Annotated in this window: 25 protein-coding genes and 1 pseudogene; 17 read left to right on the top strand and 9 right to left on the bottom strand. The window is 68.4% G+C overall.

Annotation, left to right across the window (positions count from 1 at the left end; all coding sequences use genetic code 11):
* Positions 1-10: 10 nt before the first annotated feature.
* The 5 genes from folP (at position 11) to ACWDTI_RS23055 (ending at position 3,507) form a co-directional block, all read left to right on the top strand.
* A complete protein-coding gene (gene folP / locus ACWDTI_RS23075; protein ID WP_449740460.1) occupies positions 11-874 on the top strand; it encodes a dihydropteroate synthase in 864 nt (287 codons plus the stop codon).
* Complete coding sequence (locus ACWDTI_RS23070) at positions 871-1,920, top strand: glucosyl-3-phosphoglycerate synthase (RefSeq protein ID WP_449740459.1); 1,050 nt, start codon at positions 871-873, stop codon at positions 1,918-1,920. The genes folP and ACWDTI_RS23070 overlap by 4 nt, the downstream gene beginning before the upstream one ends.
* Positions 1,921-1,956: 36 nt before the next feature.
* Positions 1,957-2,304: a DivIVA domain-containing protein gene (locus tag ACWDTI_RS23065; protein ID WP_449740458.1), complete on the top strand. Its 348-nt coding sequence runs from the start codon at positions 1,957-1,959 to the stop codon at positions 2,302-2,304.
* Between the two features lie 127 nt (positions 2,305-2,431).
* Positions 2,432-2,599, top strand: coding sequence for a DUF3117 domain-containing protein (locus ACWDTI_RS23060; protein ID WP_004019232.1), 168 nt, complete (start codon positions 2,432-2,434; stop codon positions 2,597-2,599).
* Positions 2,596-3,507, top strand: a complete 912-nt coding sequence (locus tag ACWDTI_RS23055; RefSeq protein ID WP_449740530.1) for a putative RNA methyltransferase — start codon at positions 2,596-2,598, stop codon at positions 3,505-3,507. Before ACWDTI_RS23060 ends, ACWDTI_RS23055 begins: the two co-directional genes overlap by 4 nt.
* Here the strand turns inward: ACWDTI_RS23055 and glgA are convergent.
* Positions 3,486-4,652: a glycogen synthase gene (gene glgA / locus ACWDTI_RS23050; protein WP_449740457.1), complete on the bottom strand. Its 1,167-nt coding sequence runs from the start codon at positions 4,650-4,652 to the stop codon at positions 3,486-3,488. The genes ACWDTI_RS23055 and glgA overlap by 22 nt on opposite strands.
* Before the next feature lie 112 nt (positions 4,653-4,764).
* Between glgA and glgC the strand changes: the two genes are divergently transcribed.
* Positions 4,765-5,979 carry a glucose-1-phosphate adenylyltransferase gene (gene glgC, locus ACWDTI_RS23045; protein ID WP_449740456.1) on the top strand — a complete coding sequence of 405 codons (1,215 nt, stop codon included), beginning with the start codon at positions 4,765-4,767 and terminating at the stop codon, positions 5,977-5,979.
* 16 nt (positions 5,980-5,995) lie between these two features.
* On the opposite strand, the gene ACWDTI_RS23040 is transcribed toward glgC, so the two are convergent.
* The 3 genes from ACWDTI_RS23040 to cofD are packed head-to-tail and all read right to left on the bottom strand — an operon-like array spanning position 5,996 to position 9,002.
* A complete protein-coding gene (locus ACWDTI_RS23040; RefSeq protein ID WP_449740455.1) occupies positions 5,996-6,574 on the bottom strand; it encodes an NUDIX hydrolase in 579 nt (192 codons plus the stop codon).
* Positions 6,571-7,941 (bottom strand): coenzyme F420-0:L-glutamate ligase, encoded by a 1,371-nt coding sequence (locus ACWDTI_RS23035; protein WP_449740454.1) that lies wholly within the window; start codon positions 7,939-7,941, stop codon positions 6,571-6,573. Before ACWDTI_RS23035 ends, ACWDTI_RS23040 begins: the two co-directional genes overlap by 4 nt.
* Positions 7,938-9,002: a 2-phospho-L-lactate transferase gene (gene cofD, locus ACWDTI_RS23030; RefSeq protein ID WP_449740453.1), complete on the bottom strand. Its 1,065-nt coding sequence runs from the start codon at positions 9,000-9,002 to the stop codon at positions 7,938-7,940. Before cofD ends, ACWDTI_RS23035 begins: the two co-directional genes overlap by 4 nt.
* Before the next feature lie 665 nt (positions 9,003-9,667).
* Here cofD and ACWDTI_RS23025 point away from each other — a divergent pair.
* The gene (locus tag ACWDTI_RS23025; protein WP_449740529.1) at positions 9,668-9,925 is read left to right on the top strand and encodes a WhiB family transcriptional regulator; all 258 of its coding nucleotides are present in this window, start codon (positions 9,668-9,670) and stop codon (positions 9,923-9,925) included.
* Between the two features lie 72 nt (positions 9,926-9,997).
* On the opposite strand, the gene ACWDTI_RS23020 is transcribed toward ACWDTI_RS23025, so the two are convergent.
* Entirely contained in the window at positions 9,998-10,573 is a 576-nt protein-coding gene (locus tag ACWDTI_RS23020; protein ID WP_449740452.1) for a metallopeptidase family protein, read from the bottom strand.
* 121 nt (positions 10,574-10,694) lie between these two features.
* Between ACWDTI_RS23020 and ACWDTI_RS23015 the strand changes: the two genes are divergently transcribed.
* From ACWDTI_RS23015 to manA, 3 genes are read left to right on the top strand one after another with little or no spacing between them, the layout of a single operon-like run.
* The gene (locus ACWDTI_RS23015; protein ID WP_449740451.1) at positions 10,695-11,174 is read left to right on the top strand and encodes a DUF3499 domain-containing protein; all 480 of its coding nucleotides are present in this window, start codon (positions 10,695-10,697) and stop codon (positions 11,172-11,174) included.
* A 33-nt stretch (positions 11,175-11,207) separates the two neighbouring features.
* Positions 11,208-12,326, top strand: coding sequence for a hypothetical protein (locus ACWDTI_RS23010; protein ID WP_449740450.1), 1,119 nt, complete (start codon positions 11,208-11,210; stop codon positions 12,324-12,326).
* A gap of 5 nt (positions 12,327-12,331) precedes the next feature.
* Complete coding sequence (gene manA, locus ACWDTI_RS23005; RefSeq protein WP_449740449.1) at positions 12,332-13,582, top strand: mannose-6-phosphate isomerase, class I; 1,251 nt, start codon at positions 12,332-12,334, stop codon at positions 13,580-13,582.
* Between the two features lie 668 nt (positions 13,583-14,250).
* Here manA and eccE read toward each other — a convergent pair.
* Positions 14,251-15,336 (bottom strand): annotated as a pseudogene (eccE, locus tag ACWDTI_RS23000) (type VII secretion protein EccE); the annotation flags it as partial.
* A 137-nt stretch (positions 15,337-15,473) separates the two neighbouring features.
* Here eccE and eccB point away from each other — a divergent pair.
* Positions 15,474-16,967 (top strand): type VII secretion protein EccB, encoded by a 1,494-nt coding sequence (gene eccB, locus ACWDTI_RS22995; RefSeq protein WP_449740448.1) that lies wholly within the window; start codon positions 15,474-15,476, stop codon positions 16,965-16,967.
* Between the two features lie 16 nt (positions 16,968-16,983).
* Here the strand turns inward: eccB and hpxO are convergent, their stop codons facing one another.
* Both hpxO and ACWDTI_RS22985 read right to left on the bottom strand, forming a co-directional pair.
* The gene (hpxO, locus tag ACWDTI_RS22990) at positions 16,984-18,144 is read right to left on the bottom strand and encodes an FAD-dependent urate hydroxylase HpxO (protein WP_449740447.1); all 1,161 of its coding nucleotides are present in this window, start codon (positions 18,142-18,144) and stop codon (positions 16,984-16,986) included.
* Positions 18,145-18,289: 145 nt separating this feature from the next.
* The gene (locus tag ACWDTI_RS22985; RefSeq protein ID WP_449740446.1) at positions 18,290-18,916 is read right to left on the bottom strand and encodes a TetR/AcrR family transcriptional regulator; all 627 of its coding nucleotides are present in this window, start codon (positions 18,914-18,916) and stop codon (positions 18,290-18,292) included.
* Positions 18,917-19,011: 95 nt separating this feature from the next.
* Between ACWDTI_RS22985 and ACWDTI_RS22980 the strand changes: the two genes are divergently transcribed.
* The 6 genes from ACWDTI_RS22980 (at position 19,012) to nrdF (ending at position 24,976) form a co-directional block, all read left to right on the top strand.
* Complete coding sequence (locus tag ACWDTI_RS22980) at positions 19,012-19,581, top strand: NAD(P)H-dependent oxidoreductase (protein WP_449740445.1); 570 nt, start codon at positions 19,012-19,014, stop codon at positions 19,579-19,581.
* 533 nt (positions 19,582-20,114) lie between these two features.
* Positions 20,115-20,348, top strand: coding sequence for a glutaredoxin-like protein NrdH (gene nrdH, locus ACWDTI_RS22975; protein WP_449740444.1), 234 nt, complete (start codon positions 20,115-20,117; stop codon positions 20,346-20,348).
* A 94-nt stretch (positions 20,349-20,442) separates the two neighbouring features.
* Complete coding sequence (gene nrdI / locus ACWDTI_RS22970) at positions 20,443-20,913, top strand: class Ib ribonucleoside-diphosphate reductase assembly flavoprotein NrdI (RefSeq protein WP_449740443.1); 471 nt, start codon at positions 20,443-20,445, stop codon at positions 20,911-20,913.
* Between the two features lie 73 nt (positions 20,914-20,986).
* Entirely contained in the window at positions 20,987-23,179 is a 2,193-nt protein-coding gene (nrdE, locus tag ACWDTI_RS22965) for a class 1b ribonucleoside-diphosphate reductase subunit alpha (RefSeq protein ID WP_449740442.1), read from the top strand.
* Between the two features lie 13 nt (positions 23,180-23,192).
* Complete coding sequence (locus ACWDTI_RS22960) at positions 23,193-23,936, top strand: maleylpyruvate isomerase family mycothiol-dependent enzyme (protein WP_449740441.1); 744 nt, start codon at positions 23,193-23,195, stop codon at positions 23,934-23,936.
* Positions 23,937-23,974: 38 nt separating this feature from the next.
* Entirely contained in the window at positions 23,975-24,976 is a 1,002-nt protein-coding gene (gene nrdF, locus ACWDTI_RS22955; protein WP_449740440.1) for a class 1b ribonucleoside-diphosphate reductase subunit beta, read from the top strand.
* Positions 24,977-24,979: 3 nt separating this feature from the next.
* Here nrdF and ACWDTI_RS22950 read toward each other — a convergent pair.
* Positions 24,980-25,974: DUF222 domain-containing protein (locus tag ACWDTI_RS22950; RefSeq protein ID WP_449740439.1), on the bottom strand; the 995-nt coding region annotated here is incomplete at its 5' end.

The following is a 25,974-nucleotide window of genomic DNA, read 5'->3' as shown; positions in this document are numbered from 1 at the left end:
GCTGGAACCCATGCTCTCGACCCTGTGCGGCAAACCCGTGGCGACCGACCGTGCCCTCGTCATGGCCATCGTCAACCGCACGCCCGACTCGTTCTACGACAAGGGCGCCAGTTTTGCCGACACCGCAGCGCAGTCACGGATCGATCAGGTCGTCGCCGAGGGAGCCGACATCATCGACATCGGCGGGGTGAAGGCCGGGCCGGGTGCCGAGGTGGACGCCGCCACCGAGATCGCCCGGGTGGTGCCGATGATCGCCTGGGTCCGCGACCGTCACCCGGACATCGTGATCAGCGTGGACACCTGGCGCAGCGAGGTCGCCGAACGAGCCTGCGCCGCCGGCGCCGACCTCATCAACGACACCTGGGCCGGAGCCGATCCCGACCTGGTGAAGGTCGCCGCCGCGACCGGGTCCGGCATCGTCTGTTCGCACACCGGCGGGGCGACGGTGCGCACCCGTCCGCACCGCGTCGCCTATGACGACGTCGTCGCCGACGTGGTCGCCGAGGTGACCGCGTCCGCCGAACGAGCGCTGGCCGAAGGTGTCGCCGAGGATTCGATCGTGATCGATCCGACACATGACTTCGGCAAGAACACCCACCACGGGCTCGCCTTGTTACGTGGTGTAAAAGATCTTGTTAATACCGGCTGGCCAGTGCTTATGGCGCTCAGCAACAAGGATTTCGTGGGGGAGACTCTGGGAGTGGACCTTGATCAACGGTTGGAGGGCACTCTTGCCGCAACAGCTCTGAGCGCCGCCGCAGGCGCTCGGATCTTCCGCGTGCACGAAGTGGCCGCCACCCGTCGAGTGGTCGACATGGTCGCTGCCATCGCGGGGACACGATCTCCCGCCCGAACAGTCAGGGGACTCGCATGACCGAAGAGGTTCGTCGGACCCGCAAGCGTAAATCGCGCAAGGCAACCGCCGGCAACAACCGGAACAAGACCACCATCTGGCCCACCGCTGCCGACACCCTCGGCGCCAAGCAGCGCTGGGCATCCACCAACACGTGGGAACGTCCCGACTGGACCGTCGACGAACTCGTCGCCGCCAAGGACGGGCGCACCGTGTCGGTGGTGCTCCCCGCGCTCAACGAGGAGGAGACCGTCGCCGACGTCATCGCCTCCATCTACCCCTTGTTCGGCACCCTCGTGGACGAACTCATCGTGCTCGACTCCGGCTCGACCGACGCCACCGCCGAACGCGCCCGCGCGGCCGGGGCCCAGGTCATCAGCCGTGAGCAGGCCGTTCCCGAGGTCGAGCCGGTCAAGGGCAAGGGCGAGGTGCTGTGGCGGTCCATCGCCGCGGTGACCGGTGACATCATCGCGTTCGTCGACTCCGACCTGATCGATCCCGACCCGATGTTCGTGCCGAAGATGCTCGGCCCGCTGCTCGTCGACCCGAAGATCCAGCTGGTCAAGGGCTATTACCGGCGGCCGCTGCGGACCGGCGGTCAGCACGACGCCAACGGCGGCGGCCGGGTGACCGAACTCGTCGCACGACCCCTGCTCGCCTCTCAGCGCCCCGATCTCACCGGCGTGCTCCAGCCGCTCGGCGGTGAATACGCCGGCACCCGCGAACTGCTCTCCTCGGTGCCGTTCGCACCCGGGTACGGCGTGGAGATCGGGCTGCTCATCGACACCTTCGACCGCTACGGCCTCGAGGGCATCGGCCAGGTCAACCTCGGCGTCCGCACCCACCGCAACCGACCGCTGATCGAGCTCGGCGTGATGAGCCGGCAGATCGTGGGCACCCTGATGCGGCGCTGCGGCATCGACGACTCCGGGATCGGACTCACCCAGTTCACCGCCGAACCCGACGGCTCGTTCACCCCACACACCACCGAGGTCTACCTCGAGGACCGGCCCGCGATGAACACGCTGCGTCCGCTCGAGACCGACGACGAGGAGATGGCCTCGTAGCTTTCCGGCGCCCGCCCGTCTGCGACTATTGACCGCATGCAGACGATCCTGCTCTACCTGCTCATCATGGCCGTGGTGGTGGCCGTCGTGTTCGCGGCGGTGTGGTTCGTCTTCGGGCGCGGCGAAGATCTGCCACCCCTGGCGCGCGGCACCACACTGACCAGGCTGCCGCGTGCCGGCATCACGGGGGAGGACGTGCGAGGACTCACTTTCACCCAGACCCTGCGCGGCTATTCACCACACGAGGTCGACTGGGCGCTGGAGAAGCTGGCGCGTGAGCTCGACGAGTTGCGCGACGTCGTGCTCGACCTGCAGGCCCGCGATGCCAACGATTTCTCGGTGGGCCCCGCCGATCGGCCGGGGCCGGAGTCCGTCGACGGGTGACGCCCCGGCACGTGCGCCGCAGGGACGTCAGGGTGAACACGTATCATTGTCGTGGCACCTGCAGCATTCCCGACCGATGCTCGGGTGTTATTGCACTCGGTGAAAAGGCTCTGGAAGGAGTTCGAGAATGGCGGCGATGAAGCCACGTACTGGGGACGGCCCCCTCGAAGCGGCCAAGGAAGGACGTGGAATCGTTGTCCGGATTCCGATCGAAGGCGGTGGGCGTCTCGTGGTCGAACTAACCGCCGACGAGGCGGCCGCACTGGGCGAAGAACTCCGCGGGGTCACCGGCTGAACGACCCGGACCGTCGGACGGCATCGCTGGCCGACGTCGAGTCCGCCCTGAGATGCCCGGTCTGCGGCGACGGCCTCACCGTTTCCGCCGACCAGCGGTCCCTGAGCTGTGGTTTCGCGCATCGGTTCGACATCGCCCGACAAGGCTATGTCTCACTGATCGACGGTCGGTCGACGCCACACCGCTCGGATACCGCGGAGATGGTCGCCGCACGGCGTCGGGTACATGACGCCGGCCTGTTCACCCCGGTGGCCGCCGCGGCCGCCGGTGTCGTCGCCCGGTCCCGGCCGTCACCCGGCGCGGGCGTCATCCTCGACGCCGGGGCCGGCACCGGTCACTACCTGGCCGCCGCGCTCGCGGCGGACGAGCAGGCCCACGGGATCGGCATCGACCTCTCCAAGTACTGCGCCCGCGCCATCGCGCGCGCTCACCCCCGGGCCGCCGGGGTGGTCGCCGACATCTGGCGCCCGCTGCCGGTGCGCACCGCATCGCTCGATGCGGTGCTCTCGATCTTCTCGCCTCGCAACGTCGACGAGTTCGCACGCGCGCTCCGACCGAACGGCATCCTCGTCGTGGTGACCCCCGAACCGGATCACCTCGCCGAGATCGTCCACCCGATGCGCATGTTGAGCGTCGGGGCCGACAAGGACACGCGGCTGGCCGCCGCGGTGTCGGGTGCCTTCGACATCGTCGACGAGCAGGCGGTGCGGGTCACCCACTCCCTGCGTTCGGGCACCATCACCGACCTCGTCGCGATGGGGCCCTCCGCCTTTCACCGGGGAATCGACGAGATCGCTTCGGCTGCAGACGCGTTGACCGCCGGTGACACCGCACCCGTCGACGTGTCCGTCTCGGTCACCGTCACCACCTGTCGGCTGCGCGCCGATCAACCCAACAGCGAGGTGTAGACCGCCAGGGTCTGCTCGGCGATGGTCTCCCAGGAGAACTCGGCCTCGGCGCGTTCCCGCCCGGCGACACCCATGGCCGCGGCCGCCTCCGGGTCGCCGACGACGGCGTTCACGGCCTCGGCGAGCCCCGCTTCGAACGCCCGCGGATCCGCCGGGTCATAGGGGACCAGGCGTCCGGTCACGTTGTCGCGGACCACCTCCGGGATGCCGCCGACCGCGGATGCGACGACGGCGGTGTTGCAGGCCATCGCCTCGAGATTCACGATGCCCAGCGGCTCGTACACCGACGGGCACAGGAAAACCGTTGCCGCGGTGAGGATCTGGCGGATCTTGGGGCGGGCAAGCATCTCGCGGACCCAGTACACGCCGTCGCGGGACTCCGACAGTGACGCCACCGCGGCCTCGATCTCGGCGCCGATCTCCGGGGTGTCGGGCGCTCCCGCGCACAGCACCAGCTGAATCGACGGATCGAAACTGTGTGCGGCGGCTACCAGATGCGCCACACCCTTCTGGCGCGTGATGCGTCCGACGAACGCCGCGATCGGCCTGTTCGGGTCGACGCCCAATGACACCAGCGGCGAGTCGGGGCCGAAGGGATCGTCCACCGGATACCACTCCGTGGTGTCGATACCGTTGCGCACCACGTGAACTCGGTCCGGATCGAGCCGCGGATAGGTGCGGCACACCTCGGCGCTCATGCCGGAACTCACCGCGATCACGGCGTCCGCGTATTCCACGGCGTTGCGTTCCACCCAGCTCGACACCCGATATCCGCCGCCGAGCTGCTCGGCCTTCCACGGCCGGCTCGGCTCCAGCGAATGCGCGGTCAGCACGTGCGGTACCCCGTACAACTGACCCGCGATGTGACCCGCGAGACCGGTGTACCAGGTGTGCGAGTGCACCAGGTCTGCGCCCTGGGCGCCCACCGCCATCCGCAGATCCGTGGACAGCGTGGTGATCGCCGCGTTCGCGCCCGCCAGCGCGGGATCGGGCTGATACACGTGGGCGCCCTCGCGGTCGGCACCCATGCAATGAACGTCGACGGTCGTCAACGCCCGCAGATGCCGGACCAACTCGGTGACGTGCACACCGGCTCCGCCGTACACCTCGGGTGGGTATTCCCGGGTCATCATCGCCACCCTCATGGGCATGACGCTAACGCCAACACCCCGACTTCGCCAACGATGTGTGAAACTGGCTTGCCCAGCACGCCGATTCGCCTAGCCCAGAGGTTCGATGCCGGTTAAGTTGGTGACTGTGAGATCACAGCCGCACGTGCTCGGAATAGTTCTCGCAGGCGGCGAGGGAAAACGCCTGTATCCCTTGACGGCCGATCGCGCGAAACCCGCGGTCCCGTTCGGCGGTGCATACCGCCTCATCGACTTCGTGTTGTCCAACCTCGTCAACGCCGGCTATGAACGGATCTGCGTACTCACGCAGTACAAGTCGCATTCGCTGGACCGGCACATCTCGCAGACGTGGTGGGCGTCGGGTTTCCATGGCGAATACATCACGCCGGTCCCGGCGCAGCAGCGTCTGGGGCCGCGCTGGTACACCGGCAGCGCCGACGCCATCTTCCAGTCGATGAATCTGATCACCGACGAGAAGCCGGAATACATCGTCGTGTTCGGCGCCGATCACGTGTACCGGATGGATCCGTCGCAGATGGTGGAGGCACACATCGATTCCGGTGCGGACGTCACCGTCGCCGGGATTCGGGTGCCGCGGTCGGAGGCGTTCGCGTTCGGGTGCATCGACGCGGACGAGTCCGCCAAGATCACCCGCTTCCTGGAGAAGCCGAGCGATCCGCCCGGCACCCCGGACGATCCGAACGCCACCTTCGCGTCGATGGGCAACTACGTGTTCACCACCGATGCGCTCGTCGAGGCCCTGCGCGCCGACGCCGCCGATGCCGACTCCGACCACGACATGGGCGGCGACATCATCCCGGCGTTCGTGAGCAAGGGCTCGGCGTTCGTCTACGACTTCAAGTACAACGAGGTGCCCGGCGCGACCGAACGGGACAAGGGCTACTGGCGCGACGTCGGCACACTCGACGCGTTCTACGACGCCCACATGGACCTGGTCTCGGTGCACCCGATCTTCAACCTCTACAACCGGCGCTGGCCGATCCGCGGGGAGATGGAGAATCTGCCGCCGGCCAAGTTCGTGCAGGGCGGGCTCGCGCAGGATTCGGTAGTCGGGGCCGGATGCATCATTTCGGCTGCGACGGTTCGCGATTCGGTGCTGTCGTCCAACGTGATGGTGGAGAACGGCGCGATCATCGAGGGCAGCGTGCTGATGCCCGGTGTCCGGGTGGGCAAGGGTGCGGTGGTCCGAAGGGCGATCCTGGACAAGAACGTCGTCGTCGGCGACGGTGCGCACCTCGGGGTCGACACCGACGCCGACCGCGAACGCTTCTCGGTCAGCGGCGGTGGCGTGGTCACCGTCGGCAAGGGCATCCAGGTCTGATCCGCCGGCGCGGCCGTCAGTCCGATCGGGATGCGCGGCACGCGGCGAGGCCGCGTGCGATGAGGACCGTCACGTCGCCGGCGCCGGCCGGCAGCGCGTCCACCGGCCACCACGCGAGATCCACCGACTCGTCGCTGCAGATCACCGGCGGCGGATCACCGTCGGCGGTTGGTGCGGCGACGGCGGCGAAGCGCACGTCGAGATGCCGGGTCGGCACGCCGAGCGAGCACGTGATCGGATGCGTGTGCAGATGCACCGGTGCCGCGGTCAGCGTCAGATCTCCCAACCCCGACTCCTCGGCCCCCTCACGGGCGGCCGCATCGCGCAGCGTCGGGTCGGTCGCCTCGCAGTGGCCGCCGAGCTGAATCCATCGGCCCACGCGCGGGTGCAGCGTCAGCAGTACGTGACGCAGGGTCGCGTCGAACACGATGACCGAGGCGGTGATGTGTCCGGGCACCGAGGCGCGCAGACATCCGTCGGGTGCCGCGTCGAGGAACGCGAGATAGGTGTGGCGCAGCGAGTCCTGTTCGGGGTCGGGCGCCGCCCACTGCTGCAGCGCGTCGATCGTCGATCTCCGAAGCCCGTCGGCACTCATCGCTCGATCACCAGCCCGTCGGTCGGGGCGGCCGGACGCAGTGGCGCGTCGTCGAGCGGCCATCCGATCGCTATCGCGCCCAACGGTTCCCAGTCGTCGTCGACGTCGAGCGCGGTGCGGACCACCGGTGGGGCGAAGATCGTGGAGCCGACCCAGCAGCTGCCGACGCCGCGCGTCGACAGCGCGATCAGCAGGGCCGCGACCGCGCCGCCGCCGGCCACGGTGAACATCGTGTGCTCGGCGTCGTTGCGGCGCTCGTCGGGGTAGGCGTGCCGGCCCTCGGGCGTCAGGAACGGGATCACCAATTCGGGTGCGTCGTACAGGATGCGGCCGCGGCGCAGTCGCTTGGCGACCGATTCCGATGTCTTCTCGTCGCCTTCGAGGTCGGCACGCCACGCGGCGGTCATCGCATCGAGCAGCGTCGTGCGCGCGTCCGCCGACCGTACCCACACGAACCGCACCGGATGCGTGTGATGGGGTGCCGGTGCGGTGAGGGCGTCGGCGAAGGCGGCATGCATGATGTCGGCGTCGACGGCGCCGGACGCGAAGGCGCGGACCGAGCGCCGGGTTCGGATCGCCTCGCGACGACCCTGCTCGATGGCTTCGGCCGTGCCGAGCCGGAACAGATCCTCGTCGGCGGGCCGCACCAGAGCCGACGCGGCCGAACCGTCGTCGACCGGATCGAGTCCGCGCACGACGGCGATCGGGACGCCGGTCAGTTTGCCCTTCACCAGATCTGCGGCGGCCGCGATCTCGTCGGCGACGGCGATCTCGGTGACGATCAGCGGGTTGCCGTAGGCGTCGACCGACCCCTCGTACGGATGGATCACGCGGATACCCGCCGCGCCGATCGCCACATCGGTCTGGCCGGTGCGCCAGGCCCGGCCCATGGTGTCGGTGACCACCACCGCGACATCGATTCCGCCGGCGTCGGCGAGGCGTGCGCGCAGCCGCGCGGCGCTGGCGTCCGGGTCGACGGGCAGCAACGCCAACTGGTCGGCGGCCACATTCGATCCGTCGACGCCGGCCGCGGCCTGGACGAGGCCGATCCGGTTCTCGGTGATCAGCGTGCGGCCCCGGCGGGCCAGCACCCGAACCGATTCGTCGTCGACGAGGTTACGCCGCAACGCATCCCGCTCCTCCGGATCGGTGGGTGCGGCGACCATCCGGCCCTCGGTCTTGGAGAAGATCTTGCTGGTGACCACCACCACGTCACCGTCGCGCAGCCATGGTGCCGCGGACAGCAGTTCGGCGGCGATGTCGCTGTCCGGTCCGAACTCGCCGAGACCGGTGACGGGCCGGATCTCGAGTGCGCCCTCCGCGCGGTGATCGGCGGCATGCCGATCGCCGGGTCGACCGACGCTCATGCGCGCTCGGCCGCATCGGCGCCGACGTTGCCCGGCGGGGTGGCCACCCCGACCAGGGCGCAGGCGTCACGCACCATCTGGGCCGTCGTCGCGGGGTCGGTCATCAGCAGGGGGGCGTGGCCCACGGCGATCCCGTCGACGGCGGCGTGGTCGCCCTCGGCGATCAGCCAGCCGTCGAGGATGCCGTTGGCACTGCGCGCCCCGTAGTGCGCCGCGATCGCCTCGGCCGACGTCTCGACCCCGATCACCGCCAGGCATTCGTCGGCCATGCCACGCAGCGGGCGGTTGTCGATCACCGGGGAGATGCCGACGACGGGTGCCGACGTGGTCCGCAGCGCGGCCCGCACACCCGGCACGCTCACGACGGCCCCGATGCTCACGACCGGGTTGCTGGGGGCGAGCAGCACGACGTCGGCCGACGCGATGGCGTCGACGACACCCGGGGCCGCGGCGGTGTCGTCGGAACCGACCTGCGCGAAACCGAAAGTGGGGATCTTGGCGCGGTGGCGCACCCACCACTCCTGGAAGTGGATCGCGATCCGTTCGTCGTCGGTACCGTCCGGCTTGGCCACCACGACGTGGGTCTCGTGGCGGTCGTCGGTGGCCGGCAACAGGCGCACCCCGGGTTGCCAGCGCCGGCACAGCGCGGCCGTGACATCGGAGAGCCTATAGCCCGCGTCGAGCATCTGGGTGCGGATCAGATGGGTGGCGAGATCCCGGTCGCCGAGACCGAACCAGTCGGGGTCGGCACCGTAGGCCGCCAACTCCTCCTTGGCATGCCACGACTCGTCGACGCGCCCCCAGCCGCGCTCGCGGTCGATGCCGCCGCCGAGGGTGTACATGCAGGTGTCGAGGTCGGGGCAGATCCGCACGCCGTGCATCCAGGCGTCGTCGCCGACATTCACGATCGCGGTGATCTCATGTCGCCCGGCCCGACGACTCCCGTCGACACCGGCGGACTCATCCGCGATGTCGGGAAAAGGTGTGGGGCCGAGTAATTCGCGTACGCCGGAGAGGAATCGCGCGCCGCCGACACCACCGACGAGGACCGTCACTTTCACACCGCCACTCTAGTGACCGCGCACCGCACGGCGAACGGCACGGTGGTCACCTGCGGATCCACGGGCACCGGCCGGCCCCGGACGAGCGCCGGCGAATCACACCGATGCGATTCGCTACGATGGGTCACGGTTCGCCGGAGAGAGGCCCACCTGTGAGATTCGCGGCGACTGTGACACGCCCCCGTGTCGAGACGATCGGTGATCGACTGAAGATGGTATTAAGGAATCTTTCGCTTTAACTTGACCGCACCTGTGCCGAGCGTGTCTAATCACATCAGTGTCATTCCGGGTTCGCGATCGAGAACCGAAGGAGCGCAACGGTTTCGATCAGGTGTTCGAACGGCTCGGTGGGTGGAGCGCCCGGACACACGGTGAAGATCGACGGTGTGGGTGCGGTGGTGTGGCGGCAGGGCGGCCGGGTGCATCGCAGAACGACGAAGACTGGAATTGACAGACTCTCGAGCTAGGAGGCGCCGACGATGGCTTTCGACAACCCGATCGGCAATCCCCTTGAACCACGCAATTTTTCGAATCCACTACTTGCCGGGGCCGAGCTCGGCGTGAATCACCTTGGGGTAGCAGGTGATTCGGCCGCCGCGGCGTGCCCGTCATCGCTGCCGGACCCCGACGGCGATGCGTCGTGGCCGCAGCGGCGTCATCTCTCGTTGGTGCCCAACGACTTCGACGATCTCTTCGACTCCGTCGAGGAACAGTGGCAGGACCGTGCGCTCTGCGCGCAGACCGATCCGGAGGCGTTCTTTCCCGAGAAGGGTGGATCGACACGCGAGGCCAAGCGGATCTGCCAGGGGTGCGAGGTGAAATCCGAGTGCCTGGAGTACGCGTTGCACAACGACGAGCGCTTCGGGATCTGGGGCGGGCTGTCCGAGCGTGAGCGCCGGCGGCTCAAGCGCGGCATCATCTGAACCTGGACGTCGACGCGGCGGGTCCCCGACGGGGCCCGCCGCGTCGTCATGTCGGGGATCGGCGTGCGCCGGTCACTCCGGCCCACGGTCGACGATGTCCTCGTCGACGCCCAGGTGGGTCGCGACCTGCTGTACGAGCACCTCGTGAACCAACTCCAGCAGATCCGCGCCGCGCTTGGCGCGGATCTCCAGCGGTCGGCGAAACAGGATGATCTGGGCCCGCGTCGGATGCCCGAGCGTGTCGACGCCGGCCGGTATCAACCGCGCCAGCGGTACCGCGCCGTCGGCCGTCACCTCGTCCGGCCACTGGATCGACTCGGGGTCACGCGGCAGCATCCGCGGAATGTCGTCGACGGCGATGTCGAGGCCGGCGAGCTGGTCGTGCCACCGGGAGTCGATCTCCGCGAACGCCTCGAGCGCGACGGCGTCGAACTCGTCGGCGCGGCTGGTGAACGCCGGAACGTACTGGGGCAGCAGCGGTGAGCGCAGGCCCCGCCCGCGCCGGTCACGGACCCGAGCGGGCCGGGCGACACGGGGACTCTCCGCCCGCGGTACACCGCGGGTGCGGCCCTCGGCGGCCCGTCCCCGGTCCCGGCCGCGCGGGTCGTCGGCACGCCCGCGGGAGGCTCGGTGCGGATCGAAACGCATGCCGAGAGTGTAGTTCGCCGTCGCGGCGCTCGCGCGTGGGTCGGCGGCGGGTCGTCACGGTCGTTTCCGGCTGCGCGTGTCGTCGTCGCCCCCGGGCGGCCGGGGGGATAACCTCGACTGCGTGAAGCTACCCCGACAGTGCTGCAGGCCCGGCTGCGCCCGCTCCGCGGTGGCGACCCTCACCTTTGTGTATGCCGAATCGACGGCGGTCATCGGTCCGCTGGCGATCAGCGCCGAGCCGCACTCGTGGGATCTCTGCGAAGACCACGCCCGTCGGATCACCGTGCCCCGCGGCTGGGAGATGCTGCGCAGCGAGCGCGGCTTCTCCGCCCCGGTCGCCGAGGACCACGAACTCACCGCCCTGGCCGAGGCCGTCCGCGAGGTCGGCAACGCCGGACGCGTGCCGACGACCCAGCGGTGGCCGGACCTGTTCGAGGGAACCGACGACGGTGCGGCCGGCCGTCATCGCGCCAACCGGATCCCCGGCCGGCCCGTCGAGACGCCGGTCGGCGACGAAGCCCCCCGGCGCACATCACGCTCGAACACACCGCGTCCGGGACGTCGTGGGCATCTGAGAGTGCTGCCGGATCCGATCGACTGACCCGCGCCACCCGCCGCGCGTTAGGGTGGTGTCATGCGTACCGGTGCCCCCGATCTCGACGATGTCGAGGAGCTGATCGCCGCCGATGTGGACGGCCTCCTGCCGGCTGTCGCATCCGCCGGCGCGCAGGTTCGGTCGGTGGCCGAGGCGCAGCGCGAGGGCGTGCTCGAACCCCTGTCTCACCTCCGGCCGCGAAGCGTGGTCATCGTCTGCGGTTCGGCCGGCGCGGCGACGCCCGCCGCCCATCTGGTGATCGCCGCCATCGGCGCGCGCGTGGATGTCCCGATCGTCTACGCCCCGGTTCTGCCCGGCTGGATCGGCCCCCTCGACGTGGTGGTCCTCGCCGGTGACGACGCGGGCGAGAAGTCGCTGGCCGATGCCGCGGCCCGGTCGCTGCGGCGTCGTGCCGAGGTCGTGGTGGCCGCGCCGATCGAAGGGCCACTGCGAGATGCCTTGGGCGGCAGTGGGATCGACCTCTCGCCGCGGGTGCACGTGGACCCCCGGTTCCGGTTCCCCGGTTTCGTGGCGGCGCTGCTCGCGGTGTTCTCGTCGCTGTCCGCGGTCCGTTTCACCGGAAAGGTGCCGCAGGTGGCCGAACTCGCCGATGCCCTCGATGACGAGGCGGGCGCCAACCACCCCGGCAACGAGAGCTTTCACAACCGGGCGAAACTGCTGGCCGCGCGGCTCGACGGCCCACCGTCGGTGTGGGTCGGCGACACCGCCGGGACGTCGGTGGTGGCCGTCCACGCGGCACGCACCCTGGTCGCACTGGCCGGTGTGATGAGCGCGGCCGCCCAGATCGGCGACGTCGCGCGGATGGCGCGCGAATGGTCGGTGCGCACCGGGACGTCGTCGACCGATTCGATCTTCTACGACCCCGAGATCGACGGTCCGCCACCGGAAGTCCCCCCACGAGTGTTCGTCACCACCACACCGGCGCGGGAATGGTACGTCCGCCACCGTCTCGAGGGTGTCGGCGACGTCGAAGTCCTCGTCGGCGATGACGTCGGAGGGCCCGCGGCGGCCCCTCCGCTACCGCCGCTCGGCCACGAGGACATCGCCGCCGATGCGCCCGCCGACCTGATGTCGTTGCTGTTGCTGTTGTTACGAATCGAGATGGCCGCCGTGTATCTCAGATTGATCAGGAACTGACTGTGATGCGGATTCTGGAGGGGGTGGTGCGCCCCTATGCGTGGGGTTCGCGCACCGCGATCGCGTCGGTGCGGGGCAAGACCGTCCCGTCGCCACATCCCGAGGCCGAGCTGTGGTTCGGAGCCCACCCGGCCGGCCCGGCCGAGTGTCTGGGCGACGACGGGACCGGTGACACCGATCTGCTGTCGGCGATCGACTCCGACCGCACCGCGACGTTGGGTGCGCCGACGGCGGAACGGTTCGGCGGCCGGCTGCCGTTTCTGCTCAAGCTGCTCGCCGCCGAGGAGCCGTTGTCGTTGCAGGCGCATCCGAGCGCGGCGCAGGCGCGCGAGGGCTTCGAGCGGGAGAACGCGCACGGGCTCGCGCTCGACGCGACGAACCGCAACTATCGTGACCCGTGGCACAAGCCCGAGCTCATCGTCGCCCTCACCGAGTTCGAGGCACTCGCCGGCTTCCGCGATCCCGTCGCGACGGTCGAGCTGTTACGTCAGCTGCAGGTATCCGAACTCGATCCGTATCTGGGAATGCTTGCCGGGCAACCGGATTCGGAAGGCCTGCGAGCGCTGTTCACCACGTGGCTGACGCTTCCGGACGCTTTGATAGCGACTCTGGTGCCCGCGGTGCTGGGTGCCGCGGTGGAGGTACTCGGGGCGGGGGAGACGGAGTTCGCCCCCGAACTGCGCACCGTGCTGCAACTCGGCGAGGACTATGCACGCGACCCCGGCGTGCTGGCGTCGTTGTTGCTCAACCGGATTCACCTCGAACCCGGTGAAGGGCTCTACCTGCCGGCCGGCAACCTGCACGCCTACCTGCGGGGTACCGGGGTGGAGATCATGGCCAACTCGGACAACGTGTTACGCGGGGGCCTCACCCCCAAACACATCGACGTCCCGGAACTGTTGCGCGTGCTCGATTTCACCCCCGCCGAACCGTCCGACCTGTCCCCGCCCATCCGTACGGTCGGTGACGAACGCGTCTATCTCACGCCCGCACCCGAATTCCGGTTGTCGCGAGTCGAACTCGACGGCACCGGAATGCATCACGCGTCGTCGATCTGCTTCGACATGCCCGGACCCCAGATCCTCGCGGTGCTGCACGGCACGATCGAGGCGCGGTCGGCCGGCGGTGAGGTGACCGCGGTGCCCGCCGGCCGGGCGTTGTGGATCACCGACGACGAACCCGACGTCGTGGTGCGGGCGGCGTCGTCGCGGGCGGTGTTCTTCCGGGCGCTGGTACCGGTCGGCGCGCCGGACTGAGATCGGTACCCGGTGGCGCTTCCGGCGCGACCGGCCAGATCCCACTCGTCTGCGGTGGCCACCATCCGCACGCGCACCCGTTCTGTTGGCGTGGTCACCAGAATCTCTTCTGGCGCATCGGGATTCTGTTCGATGGTGACCGGGGGATCGGTGGCCGGGGGATCGGTGGCCGCTGCGACGCGATCGCCCGGCGCCACGACGGTGATCCGGGTCGTGTGCGGTTCGGGCGGTGGGTCCGGCACACCGTCGACGATGATCACCCGATGCCCCGGTGAGGGGGAGACCCGATCGGTACCGAGCGCCAGCACTCGCGGATCGCCGACGGCCGCGACCATCGCCCGCCAGTGCGCCGGGCGCACCGTGTGGATCGTGACCGCCGCGCCGATGGCGATGGCGCGCACCGCGATCTGGGCAATCAGGCGGGACGTGGCCGCGACCGCGACCGACCGCACGTCTGGTCCGAGCAGCGGCACGGCAACCGCCCGCCCGGCGTGATCGGCGCCGATGAGCTGCCCGCAGCCGCCGGCCGGCAGGAGCACCGCGCGCAGAATGTCCGCCGCGGCATCGCCTAGTACCGCCGGGAGTCGGCGATCGAGGCGCGCGGAGACCGCGATCGGCAGAGTCGCGGCGAGCGCATCGAATTGGTGGCCGGCCAGCGGTGTCAGGCCCGGCGGCCAGGTGCCGACGACGCGGCCCGCGTCGGGACGTTCGGCGACGCGGATCAGCCCACTGACCTCGAGGCGCCCGGCGGCATCGTGCCGCATCCTGATGGTCGCAGTGGTGGACAGTGCGGCGTTGGCCCACACCGACGTGAGGACCGACGGCAGCATCGTCGGGTCGACGGCGGCGCTGCGGAAACGCAGCGCGCCGGCCTCGATCGCGTCCCACTGCTCGTCGAGATCGCCGATCCGGACACCCTCGGCGAGCTGCCCGGTGACCGCGGCGATCTGCGCGGCGTCGAGGATCGAGACCCGTAACCCGTTCTCCGCCAGTCGGTTCGCGATGCGGCGGGTCGTGACGGTGGCGGCGCGCAACGCGCCGACGGCACCTCCACCGCGGCGGGCGACCGCGTCGGCGCAGGTGAGCGGATCGAGTCGCAGCACCACGAACACCGATCGATGCGCCGTCGCCGGCAGCGGTCCGAGGGTGCGGTGGTAGCTCTGCGCCGCCGGACCCGCCCCGAAGGTACGGACCCCGTGGCTGATCACCTCGATCGAGTCGAGCGCGACGTCGTACCTATCGATGCACTCGGCCAGCGCGGTCAGCGGGACGGTCTGGCCGACCGGGTCGGCGACGGACGCGCCCCGCGGGGTGAGGTAGGTCGGTGTCGGGGACATGGGTGCGATTCGCAGCACGGTGATCAGCGTGTCGGCGACCCACCGCGCACCGATGGTCATGCCGTCTGTCGCCTGGACACATGCGCGGGCGAGCGGAATGTCGAAGGGCGGCGGCGCGAGGGTCTTGGGGCGGCGACGGGAGCGGGCCCAGCGGAAGCCGGCACGTCGCGCGCCGCGGCCGACGATCGACTGTCCGCCGCGCACCGGGAGCAGCGTCGACGATGCCACCGCGGCGACGATCATCGCGGTGACGCCCGGTCGGCCGCCGATGATCGCCCAGGCCGCGAGGCCGGCGGCGAGCACGATCTCGACGACGACCAGCGACCCCACCGGCAGCCCCCGACGCAGGGCCGACCCGCCCACCGACGCCACCGTCGTCGGGGTCGGGTCGAGCACCGGGGTGTCTCGGTTCGTCATGATTCCCCTTGTCCACAGGGGCGAGCAGGCAGGCCCCCGCGCCGCAATTGCCGGTTACGCTACTACGCGTCGAACCGTCGGCGGTCCGTTCATCCACAGGTCAGAGGCGGTGCACCGCACCATGTCGAGGGGGATCGATGGCCCGGCAGCTCACGACCAAGGCACAGGTCAACGGCTATCGCTTTCTGGTGCGACGACTCGAGCACGCACTCGTCCGGCGCGATGTCCGGATGCTGCACGACCCGATGCGCGCGCACCTGCAGGCGCTGGTCGTGGGCGGCGTGCTCGGATTGATGCTGCTCGGTGGCTGCGGCGTGTGGGCGCTGATCCGGCCGCAGGGGTCGGTGGGCGACGCGACGATCGTGGTCAGCCGGACCGGCGGTGGCACCTACGTGCTCGTCGACGGCACCCTGCATCCGGTGCTCAACCTTGCGTCCGCCCGGCTCGTCACCGGCAGTGCGGAGAGTCCCGCGACGGTGAGCGACGGCAAGCTCGGCGCCTACCCACGCGGCCCACTGCTCGGCATTCCCGGTGCACCCTCCGCGCTGCCGGCCTCCGCTCATCCCGGGCGGTCGTACTGGTCGGTCTGTGACACCGCGCGCACCTCGCCCGATGCCGCGGGCGAATCAACCGAGCTGACGGTCATCGGCGACCGTCCGGTCCTCGGCCGCGGGATCGACGCCGCATCCGACGACGACGGTCTGCTGGTGACCAGCGGCGCAACGACATACCTGATCTACACGATCGATCGCGGAGACGAGCGTGTCGCGGTCCGTGCGGCGGTGGACACGGCCAGTGTCGCGGTGATGCGTGCGCTGCACCTCGAAGGGGTCGTGCCCCGGGCCATCAGTCCCGGGCTCCTCAACACCGTCGAGGAGGTGGCGCCCCTCGCCGTACCCGTGATCGACGGCGGAGGTGAGCCTGGTCCGCTCCCGTCGGACGCGGTGCGGGTCGGCTCGGTCATCAAGACGGTCGGCGTCGACGACCGGACGACCTATTACGTCGTGCTCGCCGGCGGCGTCCAGCAGATCAGCGAGGCGACGGCCGAGATCCTGCGGCTCGCCGATCACCGCGACGGCGCGCCGGTGCCGGCCCTCGCGCCCGGTCTGGTGGCCGCCGTCCGGACCATGACAAGCCTCCCGGTCGGCGATTTCCCCAGGCGCGCACCGGATCTCGTTGATGCAAGGGCGGCGGGAACCGTGTGTCAGACCTGGTCGCGGGGGGCCGACGAGCCGACGGCGACCACCCGCCTCCTGCTCGGCCGCGCGCTGCCGTTGCCGCCCGGAGCCACGCCGGTCGCCGTGACCTCCGCCGACGGTGCGGGACCCGGCGTCGACGCGGTCTACCTGCGTCCGGGTTCGGGCGAATACATTCAGGTCACCGGCTCCGAATTGGACAGCGGCCGTGCCGAATCCCGGTACTTCATCTCCGATGTCGGCGTCCGCTTCGGCGTGGCCAACGCCGCCGCCGGACGGATCCTCGGCCTCGGCGACACCCCGGCGCGGGCGCCGTGGTCGATGATCGGACTGCTCATGCCGGGCCCGTCGCTGTCGCGGACCGCCGCACTCGTCGCCCACGACGGGATCTCACCCGATGCCGATGGCCGTGCTGTCGCGGAGCCGTCGGGGTGACCGCCGCGGGCTCGGCTCACGACGTGAGCGGGCCGCCCATGATGTTGCCGACGATGCCGCGAATGATGTTGGTGCCGTCCTCATCTCGCAGTTCGTTGTACCACGCCTGGGTGGCGACCGGGTCCTTGCCGTGGGTCACGTCGCAGCGTTTGCGGGCGCGCAGCACCAGATCGCCGGCCCGTTCGGTGCGCGACGCCTCGTAGGCCGCCAGCGCCGCATACACGTCGTCGGGATGGTCGCGGAACGCGAACTGCAGCGCCACGGAGTCCTCCATCGCCGAACACCCGCCCTGGCCGATGTCGGGGGTGGTGTTGTGCGCGGCGTCGCCGAGCACCGCGACCCGGCCCTTGACCCAGGTGTGGAACGGATCGAGATCCAGGATCTCCACCCGGTTGGTGGTGGCCGGGTCGAGTTTCTCGATGAGCGCCTGCACCCCCGGCGCCCAATCGGCGAACTCCGTGCTCAGCACCTCGCGCGCCGTGCCGCGCTCGAACGGTTCCCCCTCGGGCATCGGCACGTCGAAGAAGAAGTAGAAGCGGCCCTGCGCCACCGGCATCACCGAGACGCGGCGGTGATCTCCGACATAGGTGGTCCACTCGGTGGCGGGCCCGATCTCCTCGTCGACCTCGACCAGGCCGTTGAAGTTGACGTACCCGGCGTACCGGCGTGTCACCGGACCACCGAGGACATACTCTCGTGTGAGCGATTTGGCGCCGTCCGCGCCGATCACCAGGTCCGCGGAATCTGTTGTGCCATCAGAGAACTCGACGGTCGCCGCGTCCGGGCCGTCGCTGACCGAGACCATCTTCTTGCCGAAGTGGATGTCGTCGAGGCCGTAGGCCTGCATCAGCATCAGCTGCAACTCGGCCCGGGCCATCGGATAGGGTCGCTGGCCGACCTCGTCGATCAGCGGCTGCATGCTGAACCGGCACAGCGTGTCCCCGGTGTGGGCGTCCACATAGGACATCGTGTCGACGATCCCGCCGAGCTCGGCGGCCTCCGACTCCAGGCCCAGATAGTTCAGGCATTTGACCCCGTTGGACCACACGGAGATGGCCGCACCGACGGGCTTGTTCTCGGTGACCTGTTCGTAGACCTCGACATCCACGCCGATCTGCTTCAAGGCGATGGCGGCGGACAGGCCGCCCATCCCGGCGCCGATGATGACAGCCTTCACGTCGCGTTCCTTCCGCTGAGCCCCGAGGTGTGCCCCATCAGGCTAGAACCGTCGCGCCGGTGGCGCGCGGTGAGTGGTTTGCGAGCACTCACCCGACTGGTCCTGTCGCGGCCCGCCGAACGGGATGCGGGATGGGGTCCGGTCTTCAGCGGGTGGTGCCGACGACGAGGCTGCGGACCATCTGTTCCCACTCCGCGACGATGGTCTCGAAGTCGAGGCCCAGCGCGTCGATGAGGTGCTTGACCGCGGGTGCGCCCAGCGGCGCCTGGATGGCGACCGCGACGACGTCGATGCGATCACCGAATCCGAGCTGCCCCAACAGGATCTGCACGTGGCGGTTCGACGCCGCGTAGGCGGGGTGGGCGAGCGTGTCGCCGTCGGGGGCCACCGCCTCGAGCAGGATGTCGAGATGATCGATGGTCATCTTCAGGCGTGCGCGACCGTACGCGAGGAGACGGTCGAGCGGTGGCGCGCCCGGGCCCATCGGCACCGGACCGGACAGATACGCCTGCTGGATCTGCGACTCCGAGTGATCGACCAGGGCGTGCATCAAGCCGGTGCGGCTGCCGAACCGACGGAACACGGTGCCCTTGCCGACGCCGGCCTCGCGGGCGACCGCGTCCATGGTGACCGCCGCGGCCCCGTGGTTGTCGATGAGGTTCTGCGCCGCGGCCAGCAGCAGCTGCCGATTCCGCGCAGCGTCGGCTCGCTCGGTGTCCACGCTCCCGGTCAGTCGGAGGCGGATGAGATTGCCGTCGGAACCATTCGACATGTGATGAGCCTAACGCGTGGGGATGGATCGGAATTAATCGGACCGCGGTCCGGTTAGTCATCCTGTTAAACGTCATCGAGAACAAGGAGTATTCCGTGACCGAACGCACCATGGAGATCGCCGTGCTGGTGGGAAGCCTGCGGAAGGCGTCGATCAACCGGCAGTTGGCGGAGGTCGCCGTCGCCAACGCACCGTCCGGGGTCAATGTGCGCATCGTCGAGGGGTTGGGCGCGTTGCCGTTCTACAACGAGGACGACGATCCGTCGGCCGATTCGGGCGCCGCGCTGCCCGCGGGTGTTGCCGAGTTGCGTGAGCAGGTCGGTGGCGCCGATGCGGTGCTGTTGGTGACCCCCGAGTACAACGGCACCATTCCGGCGGTCCTGAAGAACGCCATCGACTGGCTGTCGCGGCCCTACGGGGCCGGTGCGCTCTCGGGCAAGCCGGTCGGCGTCATCGGTGCCGCGCTGGGTCGCTTCGCCGGAACCTGGTCGCGTGAGGACAGCCGCAAGTCCGTCGGCATCGCCGGTGGTCGTGTGATCGAGGAGATCGAGGTCGGCATCGCCACCGGGACGCTCGGCGAGGCCGGTGTCACCGACGCCGCCGTCGTGGAGCAGGTCGTCTCGGCCGTCGAGCGCCTCGTCGCCGAGGTGGCCGTCGCCGCCTGATCGGCATCGCCGACTGATCGGCATCGCCGACTGATCGGCAGGGTGACCCGGCCGTCTGATCCGGCCGTGTGCCTCGCCGATGTCCCACCCCACCGATCGCTCTCGTTCCCCCATCGCAGCGGAGAACGAGGGGGATCGGTGGGGTGACTTTTTCTGCTCGGCGTGTCGGGAAGTGGACTACCTGTGGACTGCTCGGCGTTGTTTGTGGAGTGATACGGGACAAGTTGTGGACGACACGCCGGACACGCCGGGTTCGTGATCGTGCACAGGCCTCCGACCTGCGAGTTTCACGAATGTTATTCACAAGTTGTTGTGGTCGGGGGAAATGTCACCCACTAGGTGTAGTGTTTTGACTACCAACGCGGCGGACGTCCGAGAGGCCGGAAAGTCGATCGGAAGAGGCAGGGAGAGCGTGATGCGAATCACAATCTTCACGGTGGGAAACTGCACGTCACGGCGTTGGACTGGGTTGGGACAACCAGAGGGTTCCAGAGCTACCGACTGCTGCTGACATCACCAAGCGAGGAGATTCCATGGGCATCACCGTCTACACCAAGCCGGCTTGCGTTCAGTGCAATGCGACCTACAAGGCGCTCGACAAGATGGGCCTGGAGTACGAGGTCGTGGACATCAGCCAGGACGACGAGGCGCGTGACTATGTGATGGCGCTGGGCTACCTGCAGGCTCCGGTCGTCGTGGCCGGAGACGAGCACTGGTCGGGTTTCCGGCTGGACCGGATCAAGGCGCTGGCGACCAAGGCGGCCTGAGCAGCAGACGACCGGCGTCGCGATCCGAAGGGGAAGCCGGATCATCGCGCCGATCAACCATTCGCAGACGAGACACCGTCGGGAGGTGGATGCCATGCCGGCCCCGTTGCCGTTGATCGTCTACTTCTCGTCGGTCTCGGAGAACACCCGCCGGTTCGTCGACAAGCTGGGCATGCGCACCGCGCGTATCCCGATCGTCGGCGATCCCGGCGCGTTCGGAGTCGACGAGCCGTATGTGCTCGTCTGCCCGACCTACGGTGGCGGCAAGGCCACCGGTGACCGGGCGGGCTATGTACCCAAGCAGGTCATCAAGTTCCTCAACAACGAGCACAATCGATCACTGATCCGCGGGGTCATCGCGGCCGGCAACACGAACTTCGGTGAGGAGTTCTGCTACGCCGGCGACATCATCGCGCGGAAGTGTTCGGTGCCGTATCTGTACCGCTTCGAGCTCATGGGCACCGCCGACGACGTCGAGCGGGTGCGCCGGGGGCTCACCGATTTCGCCGCGAGTGCGGCATTCGCCGATCCGGCCGCAGCCGTCGTCGGCGCCGCGCGGGCCTGAAATCCTGTCGGACCCACGCGCTAGCTTCGTTCTCACACAGACATACATCCTCACATCGATCCCGGGAGTCTTCGTGTCGCCAACCGCCGCCGTCTCTGACACCGCATCCGCCAGCCAGTCGGGGGTGCATGCCGGTCCGTCCGGACACGAGCCGGGTGAGCTCGACTACCACGCGCTCAACGCGATGCTCAACCTGTACGACAACGACGGCAAGATCCAGTTCGAGAAGGATCGCGAAGCGGCCCACCAGTATTTCCTGCAGCACGTCAACCAGAACACGGTGTTCTTCCACGACCTCGACGAGAAGCTCGACTACCTCATCGAGGAGAACTATTACGAACCCGAGGTGCTGGCCGCATACGACCGCGAGTTCGTGAAACTGCTCTTCGGCCACGCCTATGCCAAGAAGTTCCGCTTCCCGACCTTCCTCGGGGCGTTCAAGTACTACACGAGCTACACGCTGAAGACCTTCGACGGCAAGCGCTACCTCGAGCGGTTCGAGGACCGGGTGTGCATGGTGGCGCTCACGCTGGCCGATGGTGACACCGCGCTGGCCCGCAATCTGGTCGACGAGATCATGGAGGGGCGGTTCCAGCCGGCCACGCCGACGTTCCTCAACTCGGGGAAGAAGCAGCGCGGTGAGCCGGTCAGTTGCTTTCTTCTTCGCATCGAAGATGACATGGAATCCATTGGTAGATCGATCAATTCGGCTCTCCAACTGTCCAAGCGCGGCGGTGGTGTCGCGCTGCTGCTGAGCAACATCCGCGAGCACGGCGCCCCGATCAAGAAGATCGAGAACCAGAGCTCGGGTGTCATCCCGATCATGAAGCTGCTCGAGGACTCGTTCTCCTACGCCAACCAGCTCGGCGCACGTCAGGGGGCGGGCGCGGTGTACCTGCACGCGCATCACCCCGACATCTACCGCTTCCTCGACACCAAGCGGGAGAACGCCGACGAGAAGATCCGCATCAAGACACTGTCGCTCGGCGTGGTGATCCCGGACATCACCTTCCAGCTCGCCAAGGCCAACGACGACATGTACCTGTTCAGCCCGTACGACGTGGAACGCGTCTACGGCAAACCGTTCGCCGACGTCAACATCACCGACACCTATCACGAGATGGTGGAGGACAAGCGGATTCGCAAGACCAAGATCAAGGCGCGCGAGTTCTTCCAGACGCTCGCTGAGTTGCAGTTCGAGTCGGGCTATCCGTACATCATGTTCGAGGACACAGTGAACCGGGCGAACCCGATCGAGGGCAAGATCACCCACTCCAACCTGTGCTCGGAGATCCTGCAGGTGTCCACGCCGTCGCGCTACAACGACGACCTGTCCTATGCCCAAGTGGGCAAGGACATCTCGTGCAACCTCGGCTCGCTCAACATCGCCAAGACGATGGACTCCCCGGACATCGGGCAGACCATCGAAACCGCGATCCGTGGGCTGACCGCGGTCAGCGACCAGACCGCCATCACGTCGGTGCCGTCGATCGAGAAGGGCAACAACGACTCCCACGCGATCGGCCTCGGCCAGATGAACCTGCACGGCTACCTCGCCCGGGAACGGGTGCACTACGGTAGCGAGGAGGGCATCGACTTCACGAACATCTACTTCTACACGGTGCTCTACCACGCGTTGCGGGCGTCGAACAAGATCGCCAAGGAGCGCGGCCGGGCCTTCGTCGGCTTCGAGAACTCGAAGTACGCCAGCGGTGAGTTCTTCGCGAAATACATCGACAAGGCGTGGGAGCCGGAAACCCAGAAGGTGCGGGATCTGTTCGGCCAGGCCGGGATTCACATCCCCAACCAGGACGACTGGCGGGAGCTGAAGCAATCGGTGCAGGCCCACGGCATCTACAACCAGAACCTGCAGGCGGTGCCGCCGACCGGGTCGATCAGTTACATCAACCACTCGACGAGTTCCATCCACCCGGTGGCGTCGAAGATCGAGATCCGCAAGGAAGGCAAGATCGGGCGCGTCTACTACCCGGCCCCCTACCTGACCAACGACAACCTGGAGTACTACCAGGACGCATACGAGATCGGGTACGAGAAGATCATCGACACCTACGCGGCGGCGACACAGCACGTCGACCAGGGGTTGAGTCTCACACTGTTCTTCAAGGACACCGCGACCACCCGCGACGTCAACAAGGCGCAGATCTACGCGTGGCGCAAGGGCATCAAGACGCTCTACTACATCCGGCTCCGGCAGATGGCGCTCGAGGGGACCGAGGTGGAGGGCTGCGTCTCGTGCATGTTGTGAGCGGACGGACACGATGAACCCCGACGACTGGATGGCGGCGATCGGGCAGGAGAGTGCGGTGCTGGCGGCGACTCCCGCCGACGCCATGGAGCTCCCGGTACCCACGTGCGCGGACTGGACCGTGCACGATCTGCTGGGACATGTTGGGGCCGTGCACCGGTGGGCCGCCGACAAGGTCGAGGGCACCCGCCTCTACCGCGGGTACGACGGCATCCCGGTGCCCGAGGGCGCGGCGGTCGTCGACTGGTACGTCGACGGCCGCGACCTGATCATGGAGGCACTCACCGGCCGTGATCCCGGCGAACCGGCTCGCACGTTCGTCGGCGACGGCACCGTCGCGTTCTGGTATCGCCGGCAGGCCAACGAACTCGCGGTGCATCGCTGGGATCTGGAGTCGGCGATGCGGCCGGGGGAGCAGCGGCCGATCGACGCCGCGCTGGCCACCGACGGGATCGACGAGTGGCTCGAGGTGTTCGCGTCGCGGTTCATCGGCTTCGGTCCCGGTGTACCGGCCGAACTCGTCGGCCACACGCTGCACCTGCATGCCACCGACGCGCCGGATGCCGAATGGCTGATCGAGGTCACCGCCGACGGCTTCGATCATCGTCGGGAACACGCGAAAGCCGATGTCGCGGTGCGCGGTCCGGTCTCGGACCTCGATCTCATGCTGTGGCACCGGCGATCGTACAAAGACCTCGACGTCGTCGGCGATGCGTCGCTGGTCGAACCGATTCTCGATCTCGTCCACGTGCAATGACTCCCCGCCCATCACACCCGCCGCAGGAGGCGATCAGCATGACCGCAGGAACCCACAGTCCCGCCGACGGCGCACCCATCAAGCTGGTGAGCCGGGTCTCGGCGATCAACTGGAACCGCGTGCCCGACGAGAAGGACGCCGAGGTGTGGGATCGCCTCACCGGCAACTTCTGGCTGCCGGAGAAGGTGCCGGTCTCCAACGACATCCCGTCCTGGGGCACGCTGACCGCGTACGAGAAGCAACTCACCATGCGGGTGTTCACCGGGCTGACACTGCTCGACACCATCCAGGGCACGGTCGGAGCGGTATCGCTCATCCCGGATGCCACGACACCGCACGAGGAGGCGGTGCTCACCAACATCGCGTTCATGGAGTCGGTACACGCCAAGAGCTACAGCTCCATCTTCTCGACGTTGTGCTCCACCAAGGAGATCGACGAGGCGTTCCGCTGGTCGGAGGAGAACGAGCAGCTGCAGCGCAAGGCGCAGATCGTCATGGACTACTACCGCGGCGACGATCCGCTCAAGCGGAAGGTCGCCTCGACGCTGCTCGAGTCGTTCCTGTTCTACTCCGGCTTCTACCTGCCGATGTACTGGTCGAGCCGCGCCAAGCTCACCAACACCGCCGACCTGATCCGTCTCATCATCCGCGACGAGGCGGTGCACGGCTACTACATCGGCTACAAGTACCAGCGCGGTCTCGAGGTGCAGTCAGCCGAACGTCGCGCCGAACTCAAGGACTACACCTTCGAGTTGCTCTTCGAGCTCTACGACAACGAGTCCGACTACACCGAAGCCCTCTACGACGAGGTCGGCCTGACCGAGGACGTCAAGAAGTTCTTGCGCTACAACGCGAACAAGGCCCTGATGAACCTCGGCTACGAGGCGATGTTCCCCAAGGACGACACCGACGTGAACCCGGCGATCCTGTCCGCGCTCTCGCCGAACGCCGACGAGAACCACGACTTCTTCTCCGGGTCGGGCTCGAGCTATGTCATCGGCAAGGCCGTCAACACCGAGGACGAGGACTGGGACTTCTGAGCCCTACCCGCGGCGTCGGCGGTTGCGCTCCCGTTCTCGGCGGCGTCGGGCGTGCTTGTTCGCCACCCGGCTCTGCCTGCGAGCGGGCGGTAGGGTCGTCGCCGGTGGTGTACCGTGTTCCTCCGAATCCTCTTTCGCCGGTGGGCTTTTGAACCTGATGCGCCAGAGTCCGGGGAGCAGGTTCTCCAGGGTTTCCGGCTCACCGGGGATGATCAGGCCTTCGGGCGTGGTGAACTCGGTGATGGTGGTGCCGTCAGGGCCGGGCATCTGGTCGTCGACCCACATCCCGAACGTTTTGAGCAGGTGCCCGAATCTGCCTTTGGCATTGATGTTTTCGGCGGTGGTCTGACCGCCGAATGCCGGGTCGATATGGTCGAATTCGTCGACATGATCGAGGTCGGCGTCGAATGCCGAGGTGGCGTCACCGGGGATCACGCTGTAGCCGTCCCGGATGCGCACGAAGGTGTCCAGCGCGGTGGAGGGCCGGTACGGGTTGTCCGCCGAGTGCGCGTGCAGTGTGAAACTGCCGTCCGGGTTCTCCGGCGTCCCATTCGGGATCAGCGGCCGGATGACCGCGTCGGGGCGGGCAACGAGGTCGCGCACGTGTTCGTCGGCGATCACACCGTGGCCGGCGAGGAACCCGGCGTGTTCGGCGGTGCCGGCGACGGTGGATGCGTCGGCGACGACGTGGATGACTACCGCCGTCGAGGGTGGCGTGGTGGCGGGCTCGGGAATCGCGGCGGTGCACTCGGCCGAGCCGCACAGGCACTCGAACGGGTTTCCGGTCAGCAGCGCGAACGACGCATCGGACTCGCGCTGCCCGGTGGTCCGCGGATCATGTCCGCACACCGACGTAGCCAGGGCGGTCACCGCCGCGGCGGCGATCTGCGCGTCCTCGGCCGACATGGTCGCCGCGACCTGCGCCATCCCGTCGGCGGTGGGTTTGGTCCAGAACCGGCGCGCATTCTTGGCGCGGCGGCGGGCTTCGCGCACCGCGT

Source organism: Gordonia sp. NPDC003424, assembly GCF_053588655.1.
This window is presented reverse-complemented; position numbering and strand designations above follow the sequence as displayed.